The organism is Pseudomonas sp. W2Oct36 (assembly GCF_041060465.1).
Lineage (GTDB): Bacteria > Pseudomonadota > Gammaproteobacteria > Pseudomonadales > Pseudomonadaceae > Aquipseudomonas > Aquipseudomonas graminis_B.
This window is the reverse complement of record NZ_JAUERW010000002.1, coordinates 576,313-590,148: the sequence shown is the minus strand read 5'-3', so window position 1 is coordinate 590,148 and position 13,836 is coordinate 576,313. Positions and strand designations below refer to the sequence as shown.

The window sequence follows — 13,836 nt, the reverse complement described above, 5'->3', positions numbered from 1 at the left end:
CGCGTAACCCTTGTAGGACTGGCTTTAGCCGGGAAGGCGTCGGTCGTCACGCCGCAGAACTGAGGGTACTGCAGCTGGCCTCTTCCCGGCTAAAGCCGGTCCTACTGACACCGCGCGTAACCCTTGTAGGACTGGCTTTAGCCGGGAAGGTGTCGGCTGTCACTCCGCGGAATTGAAGGTGTTGCCACTGGCCTCTTCCCGGCTGAAGCCGGTCCTACTAACACCGCGCGTAACCCTTGTAGGACTGGCTTTAGCCGGGAAGAGGCCAGCCGTCACGCCGTGGAAATCAGGAGTGGTTACTCCGCAATCAGCCAATCCATCTTCCAGTCACCCTGGGTCTGGCCAAGCTTCTTCGCCAGCCATGGCATCAACTCGCGCAGCTCCTCTTCCAGCCCCCAAGGCGGATTGGCGATTGCCAGGCCGGAGCCGTTGAGGCTGTTGGGCGTGTCCAGCGGATGCACGAACAACTCGACCCGCAGCAGCTTCGGCGCGCCGGTTTCGGCCAGGTCCTGATAGAAGCGCTTGAGCGCGCGCTGGTCCTTGATCGGGTACCAGATGGCGGCGACGGTCTGGCGCATCCGTGCGATGGTTTCCTTGAGGGCGACGGAGCAGCGCTTCATCTCGTCGAGCTGCTCGAACGGGGGATCGATCAGCATCACCGCGCGCTTCTCGTGAACCGGCAACAACGCGCGGGGCACGTGCCAGCCTTCTCCCAGGTGCACGGCGACACGGCGGTCGTATTTCATGTTGTCTTTGAGCAGCGCGCCGTCTTCCGGGTGTTTTTCGTTAAGCAGCACGCGGTCCTGCTCGCGGGTCACGCGGCGGGCCAGTTCGGGAGAGCCCGGGTAATAACGCAGTTCACCGGTCTTGCGGTTCATGTGGCGGATCGCGTCGATGTAACCAGCCGCCATGTCAGGCACGTCATCGGCATCCCAGAGACGACCTATGCCTTCGATCCACTCGCCGGTGCGCGTGGCCTGATCACCCTGCAAGTCATACAGGCCGATGCCTGCGTGGGTGTCGAGGTAAGCGAGTGGCTGCTCCTTGCGCGACATGAGTGCGATCAAGCGAGTCAGAACGATGTGTTTGAAAACGTCGGCGTGGTTGCCGGCGTGGAAGGCGTGGCGGTAGTTCATGGCGGCTCCTGGAAGGCTGCGGAGTTTAGCAAAACAGCTGAAGCTGCGCAGACCGCTCATGCCCTGACAACCGGAGGAGCCCAAACGACAGGCAAAAAAATCCCCGGTTAAGCCGTTACAAAACCGGGGTGAGGCATTTTCGCGGGCCAGAGGGTGACCAAACCGTACCCCGCGCAATGTAAGTGATCGGATTATGCCAAATGAACTAAACAGTTACATAGCCGAAAACGACACGGTGATGTGTATGCCAGACATCCGCAACCTCGACACTTGCCGAGCCACCATCGGCGCGACCAGAATCGGTTCAATCTGAAAAAACGGAGCGCACGTCATGATGCACGCAGACCTCATCGACCAGGACGACCTGATCAGCCAGCTCAGGGCGATCGGTTTAGACGTGCCTTCCGGTCTCAGCGCCGAACAGGCGTGCGCCCAGGCGGTGCGCGGACTGAATGACGATCGCGCCCGCGAACTGCGCAAGCTGGTGGAGAAACTGCTGAGCGGCAGCGCGACGATCCTGCCGGCCGTGCGCCAGGCGATTGATCAGCAGTTGTTGCCCGCGTTGGCGGCATACAACAAAGACATTCCACGTTAGTCCATGCATTAAGACGGTCATCTACATAACGCCAGTTACAGGCAGGTCGTTGCACCGGGCTGGCAATATTGATCCGCCGGGGAATACACAAAACTGGCGCTTCCTGTAGACGCAGCGGGCAGCGCCATATGAACGATCGGCATGAACGCACCGCCCGTACTCCTGAAGAAATCCCACTGATCATGCCTTGCGCCCTTCAACCCACTCGACGCTGTATAAAAGAACGCCTGAATGGGAAGTCGGGTCGGAATGTTCTGTGCCCATGCCTGAACCATTATTTCGTTATAACGGTGTGGCAAACTGGCCGGCACCAAGTGCATGGCTTGCAGGGATTGATAGAACGACTCCGCTCCCAACTCGTTCATCGCATCTCGCACATCGAATGAACAGACATACCCGTAAATATTATTTTGACTTGCACCTGAAGGGCCTTTATCGAAATGAGCCTTCCACTGCTCTGCGGTCGAGATGCCCTGCGATTGGCAGCGCTTGCTCACGCCGGGGTACTGGGTGCTTTCGCCGCAACCCGGCTGAGCCCGTATCCAGGTGAAACCATCTATGGGAAAAGAACAGAGCACTTGCAGATGGTCCTTGCCAGCAGGGGCCGCGAAGGTGGGGTAGAGGATAAATCCATTGTCGATGTTGCCGGCCAGGTGATCGAAATTCGCGTCTTTACGCAGGTAGGAGAACGACACCCCCTGCTTCCCTGGTACGGGGTTCCACGCATGATAGTCGAAGGATTCATTAGTAGCCCTGAGCAATACACCCGAGCATAAAAACGCCGGCATCGACTCACTGCCGCAGTTGCGCCGAGTGTCCTGATAGTTCGCCTGAATGGCCGCCGCCACCGCCGGGCCATCTAATGTATTAACGCTCTGACTCTTCTGAGGAGGCATTGTTTGACTGGTGCAACCGCAGACCAACGCAATGGATAAAAGCAGGACGGACAGTTTCATGATGAGCGCTCCTTGCCACAAACCAATTCCTTAACCAACGAAGGCCTTAAGGGTGTGGAAGTTTTTATACGCGCGCTATCGACTCACGAAAACTGTCAGAAATGACAGTGCCACCGAGATGGTTTTTTGAATTTAGCTACTTTTGCCGCAGGGGCCTGATTCCGTCATTCAGAACTGACCGGAGCGATCATTCAGGACGGGGAGCTATTTCGAATCAATCTAACTGGCAGGAAATACGCCGGGCGGGCATGTTCTGCCGGGGAAGAGCTCCCCGGACAGACTCACAGGTGTGATGGCCGTACTTTGCGTACCAGCCGCGGTATTACAACCGCACACTCGCAAACGTCGACTCGTTACGCGCCTGACTCAGCGCCGACAGCGGGCCTGACAACGGTGCGAGAACGATCGACTGCGGGATCGGCAGCATTGCCACCTGCTGCGTGGTATTGGAGCCGAGGCGTTCGTCCCGTGGCGGAATGCCAAAGTATTCGCGGTAGCATTTGGAGAAGTGCGGCGTGGACACGAAGCCGCAGACCGAGGCCACTTCGATGATCGACATCGGCGTTTGCTTGAGTAACTGGCGGGCGCGGATCAGGCGCAGCTTGAGGTAATAGCGCGACGGCGAGCAGTGCAGGTATTTCTGGAACAGTCTTTCCAGCTGACGCCGGGACACGGCGACGTACACGGCAAGCTCATCCAGATCGATCGGTTCTTCGAGGTTGGCTTCCATCAGCGCAACGATTTCCTGCAGCTTCGGCTGATTGGTGCCGAGCATGTGCTTGAGCGGCACACGCTGGTGGTCCTGTTCGTTGCGGATGCGTTCGTAGACGAACATTTCCGAGATCGCGGCGGACAATTCGCGGCCATGATCGCGGCTGATCAGGTGCAGCATCATGTCCAGAGGCGCGGTGCCGCCGGAACTGGTGAAGCGGTTGCGGTCGAGGGTGAACAGCCGCGTGCTCATGGCGACGCGGGGGAAAGCTTCCTGCATCGCGGCCAGACATTCCCAATGCACGCTGCAATCGAAACCGTCCAGCAAGCCCGCGCAGGCCAGTGCCCAACTGCCGGTGCACACCGCGCCCAGACGACGGGACTGGCGCGCCTGGCTTTGCAGCCAACTGACGTGTTCGCGGGTCACGGTGCGCTGAATGCCGACGCCACCGCAGACGATCACGGTGTCAAGCACCGGTGCTTTGTGCATGGCGGCGTCCGGGGTGATCTGCAGGCCGTCGCTGGCCCAGACCTGGCCGCCATCCGCCGTCAGTGTGGTCCAGCGATACAGCTCGCGGCCCGAGAGCTGGTTCGCCATACGCAGTGGCTCGACCGCTGACGCGAGGGAGATCAGTGTGAAGTTGTCCAGCAGCAGGAAGCCGATGGATTGGGGCGCACGGTTCTGGGGTTGAGCCCCGGAGTTGAACGTAGTCATCACACTTCTCCTCACGCGTAAAACGGTTGAAGGCCTCAGCAGAGGCTCTCGTTGTATCGCCCTCATCTGCGGAGAGCTTGGTCATTGCAACGCAAATGCCATGCCTAAAGTTGAATGGGCATTCAATAACTCCCGATTGCGACGTCGCGAAGCGTCTATTCGGGAGCGACACAACGATTCAAATCGCGACCCCTGGAACGGTTGGGGCGCAGGCGCGGCGGGCGGGATGAGCAATTCCGTAGCACTTGTGTGAACCATCGAATCGGCGGGCGGTCCGGGAGTGTCACCCGATGCACGGGGTGATCGACAGTCGGCGTTGGACCATGGGTACGGATGGCATCCCGCCAGCTCAAGAGTGAGCGCGCGCCAAAACGTAGCGGGCTCAGTGGGGCGTGGGCGAAAAGCGAGCAGGCGGCTCTTATGCACCTGCTCCTGTCCCGGGGCTGTCCCGGGCGCTGGCGTTACCGACTCAACATTCGACGGCGCTGACCGCCAGCCCGCCGCGGGACGTCTCTTTGTATTTGTCGTGCATATCGGCGCCGGTGTCGCGCATGGTGCGAATGACGCGGTCCAGCGAGATGAAGTGCTGACCGTCGCCGCGCAGGGCCATTTGCGCGGCATTGATGGCCTTCACTGCAGCGATGGCGTTGCGCTCGATGCACGGCACCTGAACCAGTCCGCCCACCGGATCGCAGGTCAGGCCGAGGTTGTGTTCCAGACCGATTTCAGCCGCGTTGCACAGCTGTTCGGGCGTGGCACCCAGAATGTCCGCCAGCCCGGCCGCCGCCATGGCGCACGCCGAACCGACCTCACCCTGGCAGCCGACTTCGGCGCCGGATATCGATGCATTCTTTTTGCACAAAATGCCGATGGCTGCGGCACCCAAGAGGTAATCGACCACGTTGGCTTCGCTGACCTCGTCGCTGAATTTGACGAAGTAATGCAGCACCGCCGGAATGATCCCCGCCGCGCCATTGGTGGGCGCCGTGACCATGCGACCTCCCGCGGCGTTTTCTTCGTTGACCGCCAGCGCGAACAGGTTGACCCACTCCATCGCGCTCAACGTCGAGCCAATCACGTTCGGCTTGTTCAATTCCAGAAGGCTGCGATGCAGACGCGCTGCACGACGACGCACGTTCAGGCCGCCCGGCAAAATACCCTCATGCTTCAGGCCCAGCTCGACGCACGCTTGCATGGCACGCCACAGGTGCATGAGCCCGGCACGGATTTCGTCTTCGCTGCGCCAGACCTTCTCGTTTTCCATCATCAGCTGCGAGACTCGCAAGCCGTGTGTTTCGCAGAGCATCAGCAGCTCATCGGCACTGGAGAAATCGTATGGCAGCACGGTTTCGTCGCGATCCAGCACACCACTGGCGGCCTGGGCTTCATCGACGACAAAACCGCCGCCCACCGAGTAGTAAGTGTCGCGATGAAATTCGCCGTGCTCATTGAACGCGACCAGCGTCATGGCATTGGGATGGAACGGCAGGTTTTCGTCGATGAGCAGCATGTCGCGCTGCCAGACGAAAGGGATCGGGTGATCGCCGTTGAGCTTCAAGGTGTCGGTCTCACGCAGTTCGGCGATGCGCTGACCGATCAGCCCGGGATCAATCGCATCGGGCCATTCGCCCATCAGGCCCATGATCACCGCGCTGTCGCTGCCATGGCCGACGCCGGTTGCCGACAGCGAGCCATACAGCCGCACTTCAACGCGACTCACCTGCTCTAGTTGATCGCGTTCGCGCAGGCCCTGGACGAACAACGCGGCAGCGCGCATGGGGCCGACGGTGTGTGAGCTGGAGGGGCCGATACCGATCTTGAACAGGTCGAACACGCTGATAGCCATTAACCGCAAACCTCCGAAAACAGGGCTCCCGGCGCGCCGCGCGGCCGGCGACGGAGCTGCTACGCTCAAGCAGCGATCCATCGAGATGGCGGCATCATCAGCCTTTTGTTTTACGAGGCGGCGTCTCACACCGACTCACCCATGCCCACCAACGTCGCGTCTGCTTTAACCGATACCTGAACACGATCGGCTGCCGATTCCGGCACTTTTTGCCGTATCGTCACTCTGCTTTTGTCCCGGGAATCATTCGGCGAGCAGGGAAAAAACCTGTAAGCGACGTCACTGATACTGGATACGACGCCCTGTGTACTGGATACGACGCCCCCTGTAGGCGTTTGTTTTTCCCTGTTACATGATCGTTGTCGACTCAATCGCCAGACGCAGTGATGGAGCTGTTTTCCCAACTTGACTCGCCGACACCAGAAAACGCATCAGCTGCGGTTGATGCCGAGAAGAAAACACCAAAGGAGTCCAACATGAAAGGTTCACAAAGGCTGTTGCTGGGCGTTGCGCTGAGTCTTCCTATCCTGGCCCAGGCCGCAGAGCCCGCCGCTTGCCAGATGGTCAATTTTTCCGATGTGGGCTGGACCGACATCACGGCGACCACCGCCGTCACCAGCGTCGTGCTGCAGTCGTTGGGCTACAAAACCAAAACCACGATGATTTCCGTGCCCGTGACCTACAAGTCGCTGGCCGATGGCAAGAACATGGACATCTTCCTCGGCAACTGGATGCCGACCATGGAAAACGACATCAAGGCCTACCGCGACGCCGGCACTGTCGAGACCGTCCGCGCCAACCTTGAGAACGCCAAGTACACCCTCGCCGTTCCCCAGGCGCTGTACGACAAGGGGCTTCACGACTTCGCCGACATCGTCAAATTCAAGAAAGAACTCGACGGCAAAATCTACGGCATCGAGCCGGGCAACGACGGCAACCGCCTGATCCAGAGCATGATCGACAAGAACGCCTTCGGCCTGAAAGACGCAGGCTTCAAGGTCGTCGAATCGAGCGAAGCCGGCATGTTGTCCCAGGTCGACCGCGCCTCGCGACGCAGCACCGACGTGGTGTTCCTCGGCTGGGAACCGCACCCGATGAACACCCGATTCAAGATCAAATACCTCACCGGCGGCGATGACTTCTTCGGCCCCGACTTCGGCAAAGCCACCGTCTACACCAACGTGCGCAAGGGCTACACCACCGAGTGCAGCAACGTCGGTCAGTTGTTGAAGAATCTGTCCTTCACCCTGCCAATGGAAAGCGCGCTGATGGGCAATATCCTCGACGACAAGAAAAAGCCTGAAGTGGCCGCCAAAGCGTGGCTGAAAGCCAACCCTCAAGTACTCGACACCTGGCTGGCGGGTGTCACCACTGTGGACGGAAAACCTGGCCTGGAAGCCGCAAAAGCCGAGCTGACGAAGTAACTCGACAGGCAGGCGGGTACGCCCGCCTGTTGTCCTCTTTTCATCCCGCACGCGGACAACCGACATCATGCTGACTGATCATAAAATCCCTCTGGGCGAGTACATCGCCGGCTTCGTCGAATGGCTGACGCAGCACGGCGCCAGCACCTTCGACGCCATCGCTTCGTCACTGGAAACCATGATTCACGGCCTGACCGGCGGGCTGACCTGGTTCAACCCCTTCGTGCTGATCGGCCTGGTTGCCCTGCTCGCTCACTTCATTCAGCGCAAATGGGGCCTGACCGCATTTGTGATCATTTCCTTCCTGCTGATCCTCAACCTGGGGTACTGGCAGGAAACCATGGAGACCCTGGCGCAGGTGCTGTTCGCCACGGCGGTCTGTGTGGTGATCGGTGTGCCGCTGGGCATCATTGCCGCGCACAAGCCGATGTTCTACACCTGCATGCGACCCGTCCTCGACCTGATGCAGACGGTGCCTACGTTCGTTTACCTGATCCCGACCTTGACGCTGTTCGGCCTCGGCGTAGTACCTGGCCTGATTTCGACGGTGGTGTTCGCGATCGCTGCGCCGATCCGCCTGACCTACCTGGGCATCTGTGATGTCCCGCAAGAACTCCTCGACGCCGGCAAAGCTTTCGGCTGTTCGCGCCGTCAACTGCTCTCGCGCATCGAGCTGCCCCACGCCATGCCGAGCATCGCGGCCGGCATCACCCAGTGCATCATGCTGTCGCTGTCGATGGTGGTGATCGCCGCGCTGGTGGGCGCGGATGGCCTGGGCAAACCTGTGGTCAACGCACTGAACACTGCTGATATCGCTCTGGGCTTCGAAGCGGGCCTGGCGATCGTATTGCTGGCGATCATGCTCGACCGGATCTGCAAACAACCGGACGCCAAAGTGAGGACCGACGCATGAGCATCATCAAATTCGATCAGGTTGACGTCGTCTTCTCCAAAGACCCGCGTGAGGCACTCAAGCTGTTGGACCAGGGCCTTACGCGGGCCGAAATCCTCAAGAAAACCGGCCAGATCGTCGGCGTCGAAAAAGCCACGCTGGAGATCAACAAAGGCGAAATCTGCGTGCTGATGGGCCTGTCCGGCTCGGGCAAATCCAGCCTGCTGCGCTGCATCAACGGCCTGAACACGGTCAGCCGCGGTTCGCTGTTCGTCGAGCACGAAGGGCAGCAGATCAATATCGCTGCCTGCACCCCCGCCGAGCTGAAGATGATGCGCACCAAGCGCATCGCCATGGTGTTCCAGAAGTTCGCCCTGATGCCGTGGCTGACGGTGCGCGAGAACATCAGCTTCGGCCTGGAAATGCAGGGCCGCCCCGAGAAAGAGCGGCGCGCACTGGTGGACGAAAAGCTGGAGCTGGTCGGCCTGACCCAATGGCGCAACAAGAAGCCGGACGAGCTGTCAGGCGGCATGCAGCAGCGTGTCGGCCTGGCCCGCGCGCTGGCGATGGACGCCGATATTCTGCTGATGGACGAGCCGTTTTCGGCCCTTGACCCGCTGATCCGCCAAGGTTTGCAGGATGAACTGCTGGCGCTGCAGAAGAAGCTGAACAAGACCATCGTGTTCGTGAGTCACGACCTGGACGAAGCGCTCAAGCTCGGCACCCGCATCGCGATCATGAAGGACGGCCGGATCATTCAGTACAGCGTGCCGGAAGAGATCGTGCTCAATCCCGCCGACGAGTACGTGCGGACATTCGTTGCCCACACCAATCCGCTCAACGTGCTGTGCGGCCGGAGCCTGATGCGCCCGATCACCCAATGCACGCGCATCAACGGTTCTCAGGTCTGCCTGGACCCGAGCGACGACACGTGGATAGATCTCTCTGAAGGCAACGCCATCACCGGCGCCCACCAGCATGGCGCGACCCTTGATCTGCAAAGCTGGGAGCCGGGCCAGTCAGTGGAAACCCTCGGCCGCAAACCGACCGTTGTCCACTCCGACATCGGCATGCGCGACGCCTTGCAGATCCGCTATCACACCGGCAACAAGCTGGTGCTGCAGGAGAACAACCAGTTGGTCGGCATCCTCGGCGACAGCGAGCTGTACCACGCATTGCTGGGCAAGAATCACGGCTGATAGCAGCTTCAAGTTTCAAGCCGCAAGAAAAAGGCCGCCACGCCTCGATTCTTGCGGTTTGGAGCTTAAAGTTTGTGGCTGCCTTTCTGCGCCTGCAACTTTTTGTTGATTGAACGTTCAATTAAAAAGCTTTACAGTGAACGCCGTTTCCAGCCACCCACGATCACCCGGCAGATCAAGGAGCCCTACAGATGCCCAAGGTCGGTATGCAACCCATTCGGCGTCAACAGTTGATCCAGGCCACCCTTACGGCGGTCGATCAGGTGGGGATGGGCGATGCCAGCATTGCGCTGATCGCCAGACTGGCGGGGGTCTCCAACGGCATCATCAGTCACTACTTTCAGGACAAGAACGGCCTGATCGCCGCGACGATGCGCCACTTGATGAATGCGCTGATCGCCAGCGTCGCCGAACGGCGCCGGGCATTGAACGACGACAGCCCGCGGGCTCACCTGAAAGTGATCATCGAGGGCAACTTCGATGCCAGTCAGGTCAACGGTCCGGCGATGAAAACCTGGCTCGCCTTCTGGGCAACCAGCATGCATTCGCCCTCGCTGCACAGGTTGCAGCGGATCAATGATCACCGCCTGTATTCCAACCTCTGCTGCCAGTTCCGTCGCGTATTGCCGTTGGATGAAGCACGCAGCGCAGCCCGAGGGCTGGCGGCATTGATCGACGGATTGTGGCTGCGCGGCGCGCTGTCGGGCGACGCCTTCGACACCGAACAAGCGCAACGGATCGCCTACGAGTACATGGACTTTCAACTGGCAAAAGCGCCGAGCTGAAGCAGCCGGCATCACGACCAAGGCAGCGCACGGCGCACTCGGTCGTCACCACCCAGATTACTGCGAGGATTTTATGGCCCGTTTCGAACTGCAAAAACTCTACATTGACGGCGGCTACGTGGACGCCAGCAGCAACGCGACCTTCGAGGCTATCAACCCAGCCAATGGCGAAGTCCTGGCCCAGGTCCAGCGCGCCACCCAAGAAGACGTCGAACGCGCTGTCGTCAGCGCTGAAAAGGGCCAGAAAATCTGGGCCGCCATGACCGCCATGGAGCGCTCGCGCATCCTGCGTCGTGCCGTCGACATCCTGCGTGAACGCAACGATGAGCTGGCCGAACTGGAAACCCTGGACACCGGCAAAGCGATCTCCGAAACCCAATACGTCGACATCGTCACCGGCGCCGACGTGCTGGAGTACTACGCCGGCCTGGTGCCCGCCATCGAAGGCGAGCAGATTCCGCTGCGTGACACTTCGTTCGTCTACACCCGCCGCGAGCCGTTGGGCGTCACCGTCGGCATCGGCGCGTGGAACTACCCGATCCAGATTGCCCTGTGGAAGTCCGCCCCTGCGCTGGCAGCCGGCAACGCAATGATCTTCAAGCCAAGCGAAGTCACCTCGCTGACCACACTTAAACTGGCCGAAATCTACACCGAAGCCGGCGTGCCGGACGGCGTGTTCAACGTGCTGACGGGCGCCGGCAGCGACGTCGGCAGCTGGCTGACCGAGCACCCGCGCATCGAGAAGATCTCCTTCACCGGCGGCGTGCAGACCGGCAAGAAAGTCATGGCCAGCGCGTCGAGCTCGTCGCTCAAGGAAGTGACAATGGAGCTGGGCGGCAAGTCCCCGCTGATCATTTTCGACGACGCCGATCTGGATCGCGCCGCTGACATCGCGATGATGGCCAACTTCTACAGCTCCGGTCAGGTCTGCACCAACGGCACTCGCGTGTTCGTGCCAAGCGCCCTGAAGGCAGCCTTCGAAGCGAAAATCCTTGAGCGCGTCAAACGCATCCGCGTCGGCAACCCGCAGGACGAGACCATCAACTTCGGCCCGCTGGTGAGCTTCGCGCACATGGAAAGCGTGCTCGGCTACATCACCAAGGGCAAGGAAGAAGGCGCGCGCTTGCTGATTGGCGGCGACCGTCTGACAGAAGGCGAGCTGGCCAACGGCGCGTTCGTTGCGCCGACCGTGTTCACCGACTGCACCGATGAGATGACCATCGTTAAAGAGGAAATCTTCGGCCCGGTCATGAGCATCCTCAGCTACGACACTGAGGAAGAAGTGATCCGCCGCGCCAACGACACCGAAATGGGTCTGGCTGCGGGCATCGTGACCAAAGACCTGAACCGCGCGCACCGCGTGATCCATCAACTGGAAGCCGGTATCTGCTGGATCAACGCCTGGGGCGAATCCGACGCGAAAATGCCGGTCGGTGGTTACAAGCAGTCGGGCGTGGGCCGCGAAAACGGCATCAGCTCGCTGGCGCAGTACACGCGCATCAAGTCTGTGCAGGTTGAGCTGGGCGATTACGCATCGGTGTTCTAGAAGCAGTTTTAAGCGGCAAGCCTCAAGACAAAGCAACTGCAGTCCTGGTCTGCCGCTCAACCCATCAATCTCGCAGGCGCCGTCTCGCTGCTTTTTCTTGCAGCTTGAGGCTTGACGCTTGCAACTCCCAAGGAGATTCATCTTGGAATACGACTACATCATCATCGGCGCAGGCTCGGCCGGTAACACCCTGGCAGCGCGTCTCACCGAAGACGCAGGCGTTACTGTGCTGTTGCTTGAAGCCGGCGGCCCGGACTATCGCGCTGATTTCCGCACGCAGATGCCGGCCGCGCTCGCGTTCCCGCTGCAAGGCCGTCGCTACAACTGGGCCTACGAGACCGAGCCAGAGCCGCACATGAACAACCGCCGTATGGAATGCGGTCGCGGCAAGGGCCTGGGTGGCTCGTCGCTGATCAACGGCATGTGCTACATCCGCGGCAACGCCATGGACTACGACGGCTGGGCGAAAAACCCAGGCCTTGAAGACTGGTCTTACCTCGATTGCCTGCCGTACTTCCGCAAGGCTGAAACCCGCGACATCGGCCCTAACGACTACCACGGTGGCGAGGGCCCGGTCAGCGTGACCACGCCTAAAGCGGGCAACAATCCGCTGTTCGCGGCGATGGTTGAGGCAGGCGTGCAAGCCGGTTATCCGCGCACCGACGACTTGAACGGTTATCAGCAGGAAGGTTTCGGCCCGATGGACCGCACCGTCACGCCGTTCGGCCGTCGCGCCAGCACCGCCCGTGGCTATCTGGACGAAGCGAAGAAGCGCTCGACCCTGACCATCGTCACTCACGCGCTGACCGACCGGATTCTGTTCGACAACAAGCGCGCCGTCGGCGTGGCCTACATGGTGGGCGACAGCGACACCCGCATCGAAGCCCGCGCTCGCAAGGAAGTCCTGCTGTGTGGCGGCGCCATTGCTTCGCCGCAGATCCTGCAGCGTTCCGGCGTCGGCCCTGCGCCGCTGCTGAAGATGCTCGACATTCCGGTCGTTCACGACCTGCCGGGCGTTGGCGAAAACCTGCAAGACCACCTGGAAATGTATTTGCAGTACGCGTGCAAAGAGCCGGTCTCGTTGTACCCGTCGCTGCTGTGGTGGAACCAGCCGGCCATCGGTGCCGAGTGGATGTTCCTCGGTAAAGGGATCGGCGCCAGCAACCAGTTCGAAGCGGGCGGTTTCATTCGTTCGCGCGAGGAATTCGAGTGGCCGAACATTCAGTACCACTTCCTGCCGGTCGCGATTAACTACAACGGCAGCAAGGGCGTGCAAGAGCACGGTTTCCAGGCGCACGTCGGCTCGATGCGTTCGCCAAGCCGTGGTCGCGTGCAGCTGAAATCGAAGAACCCGCGTGAATACCCGAGCATTCTTTTCAACTACATGGCGTCCGAGCAGGACTGGCAGGAATTCCGCGACGGCATTCGCCTGACCCGCGAGATCATGCAGCAGCCAGCGCTGGACCAATACCGTGGCCGCGAAATCAGCCCGGGCATCGACGTGCAGAGCGACGAGCAGCTGGACACGTTTATCCGTGAGCATGCCGAGACTGCGTATCACCCATCCTGCTCGTGCAAGATGGGCACCGATGAAATGGCCGTCGTCGATGGCGAGGGCCGCGTGCACGGGATGGAAGGGCTGCGCGTGGTGGATGCGTCGATCATGCCGCTGATCACCACCGGCAACCTCAACGCACCGACGATCATGATGGCCGAGAAAATCGCCGACAAGATCCGTGGCCGCGCCCCGCTGCCGCGCAGCACCGCCGACTACTACGTCGCCGGCGACGCGCCCGTGCGTGGCAAGCCGATGCGTAAAGTGGGCCCGTTGGCGCAGTAACAGGCGCGACGTGGGCATATGTCAGTCCCACTAACGGCGCGCAGTGTGTCAGTGGGACCGGCTTCAGCCGGGAAGAGGCCGGTGGATACACCCTCGATTTTGCGGTGTGACACATGGCGCATTCCCGGCTAAAGCCGGTCCCACAATGGTCGTGCGCTGTGTCAGTGGGACCGGCTTCAGCCGGGAAGAGG

The 13,836-nt window shown here is 60.6% G+C and carries 11 protein-coding genes; 7 read left to right on the top strand and 4 right to left on the bottom strand.

Going from position 1 to position 13,836, the window contains the following annotated elements:
- Positions 1-296: 296 nt before the first annotated feature.
- Positions 297-1,136, bottom strand: coding sequence for a 23S rRNA (adenine(2030)-N(6))-methyltransferase RlmJ (locus QWI18_RS05345; protein ID WP_192130972.1), 840 nt, complete (start codon positions 1,134-1,136; stop codon positions 297-299).
- Between the two features lie 331 nt (positions 1,137-1,467).
- Between QWI18_RS05345 and QWI18_RS05340 the strand changes: the two genes are divergently transcribed.
- On the top strand, positions 1,468-1,731 hold the full coding sequence (locus QWI18_RS05340) for a hypothetical protein (RefSeq protein WP_065987865.1): 264 nt from the start codon (positions 1,468-1,470) through the stop codon (positions 1,729-1,731).
- A 35-nt stretch (positions 1,732-1,766) separates the two neighbouring features.
- On the opposite strand, the gene QWI18_RS05335 is transcribed toward QWI18_RS05340, so the two are convergent.
- The 3 genes from QWI18_RS05335 to QWI18_RS05325 all read right to left on the bottom strand — a co-directional run bounded on the left by QWI18_RS05335 (position 1,767) and on the right by QWI18_RS05325 (position 5,959).
- On the bottom strand, positions 1,767-2,687 hold the full coding sequence (locus tag QWI18_RS05335; RefSeq protein ID WP_192130970.1) for a halovibrin HvnA: 921 nt from the start codon (positions 2,685-2,687) through the stop codon (positions 1,767-1,769).
- A 322-nt stretch (positions 2,688-3,009) separates the two neighbouring features.
- Positions 3,010-4,113, bottom strand: coding sequence for a GlxA family transcriptional regulator (locus QWI18_RS05330; RefSeq protein WP_369318352.1), 1,104 nt, complete (start codon positions 4,111-4,113; stop codon positions 3,010-3,012).
- A 469-nt stretch (positions 4,114-4,582) separates the two neighbouring features.
- Complete coding sequence (locus QWI18_RS05325) at positions 4,583-5,959, bottom strand: L-serine ammonia-lyase (protein WP_296310335.1); 1,377 nt, start codon at positions 5,957-5,959, stop codon at positions 4,583-4,585.
- A 476-nt stretch (positions 5,960-6,435) separates the two neighbouring features.
- Here QWI18_RS05325 and QWI18_RS05320 point away from each other — a divergent pair, with 476 nt between their 5' ends.
- The 6 genes from QWI18_RS05320 (at position 6,436) to betA (ending at position 13,645) form a co-directional block, all read left to right on the top strand.
- Positions 6,436-7,383, top strand: a complete 948-nt coding sequence (locus QWI18_RS05320; RefSeq protein WP_296310337.1) for a choline ABC transporter substrate-binding protein — start codon at positions 6,436-6,438, stop codon at positions 7,381-7,383.
- Between the two features lie 64 nt (positions 7,384-7,447).
- A complete protein-coding gene (gene choW / locus QWI18_RS05315; protein WP_192131039.1) occupies positions 7,448-8,296 on the top strand; it encodes a choline ABC transporter permease subunit in 849 nt (282 codons plus the stop codon).
- Positions 8,293-9,474, top strand: a complete 1,182-nt coding sequence (gene choV / locus QWI18_RS05310; RefSeq protein WP_369318351.1) for a choline ABC transporter ATP-binding protein — start codon at positions 8,293-8,295, stop codon at positions 9,472-9,474. Before choW ends, choV begins: the two co-directional genes overlap by 4 nt.
- A gap of 191 nt (positions 9,475-9,665) precedes the next feature.
- Entirely contained in the window at positions 9,666-10,259 is a 594-nt protein-coding gene (gene betI / locus QWI18_RS05305; protein WP_065987872.1) for a transcriptional regulator BetI, read from the top strand.
- A gap of 73 nt (positions 10,260-10,332) precedes the next feature.
- Positions 10,333-11,805, top strand: coding sequence for a betaine-aldehyde dehydrogenase (gene betB, locus QWI18_RS05300; protein ID WP_369318350.1), 1,473 nt, complete (start codon positions 10,333-10,335; stop codon positions 11,803-11,805).
- A 142-nt stretch (positions 11,806-11,947) separates the two neighbouring features.
- Entirely contained in the window at positions 11,948-13,645 is a 1,698-nt protein-coding gene (gene betA, locus QWI18_RS05295; protein ID WP_369318349.1) for a choline dehydrogenase, read from the top strand.
- Positions 13,646-13,836: the final 191 nt, after the last annotated feature.

Bases quoted from the DNA above. Each gene is read 5' to 3' on its own strand.
- choV (WP_369318351.1), top strand. From the start codon at position 8,293: ATGAGCATCATCAAATTCGATCAGGTTGACGTCGTCTTCTCCAAAGAC.
- QWI18_RS05325 (WP_296310335.1), bottom strand. From the start codon at position 5,959: ATGGCTATCAGCGTGTTCGACCTGTTCAAGATCGGTATCGGCCCCTCC.
- QWI18_RS05335 (WP_192130970.1), bottom strand. From the start codon at position 2,687: ATGAAACTGTCCGTCCTGCTTTTATCCATTGCGTTGGTCTGCGGTTGC.
- betB (WP_369318350.1), top strand. From the start codon at position 10,333: ATGGCCCGTTTCGAACTGCAAAAACTCTACATTGACGGCGGCTACGTG.
- betI (WP_065987872.1), top strand. From the start codon at position 9,666: ATGCCCAAGGTCGGTATGCAACCCATTCGGCGTCAACAGTTGATCCAG.
- QWI18_RS05340 (WP_065987865.1), top strand. From the start codon at position 1,468: ATGATGCACGCAGACCTCATCGACCAGGACGACCTGATCAGCCAGCTC.
- QWI18_RS05330 (WP_369318352.1), bottom strand. From the start codon at position 4,113: ATGACTACGTTCAACTCCGGGGCTCAACCCCAGAACCGTGCGCCCCAA.
- QWI18_RS05345 (WP_192130972.1), bottom strand. From the start codon at position 1,136: ATGAACTACCGCCACGCCTTCCACGCCGGCAACCACGCCGACGTTTTC.
- QWI18_RS05320 (WP_296310337.1), top strand. From the start codon at position 6,436: ATGAAAGGTTCACAAAGGCTGTTGCTGGGCGTTGCGCTGAGTCTTCCT.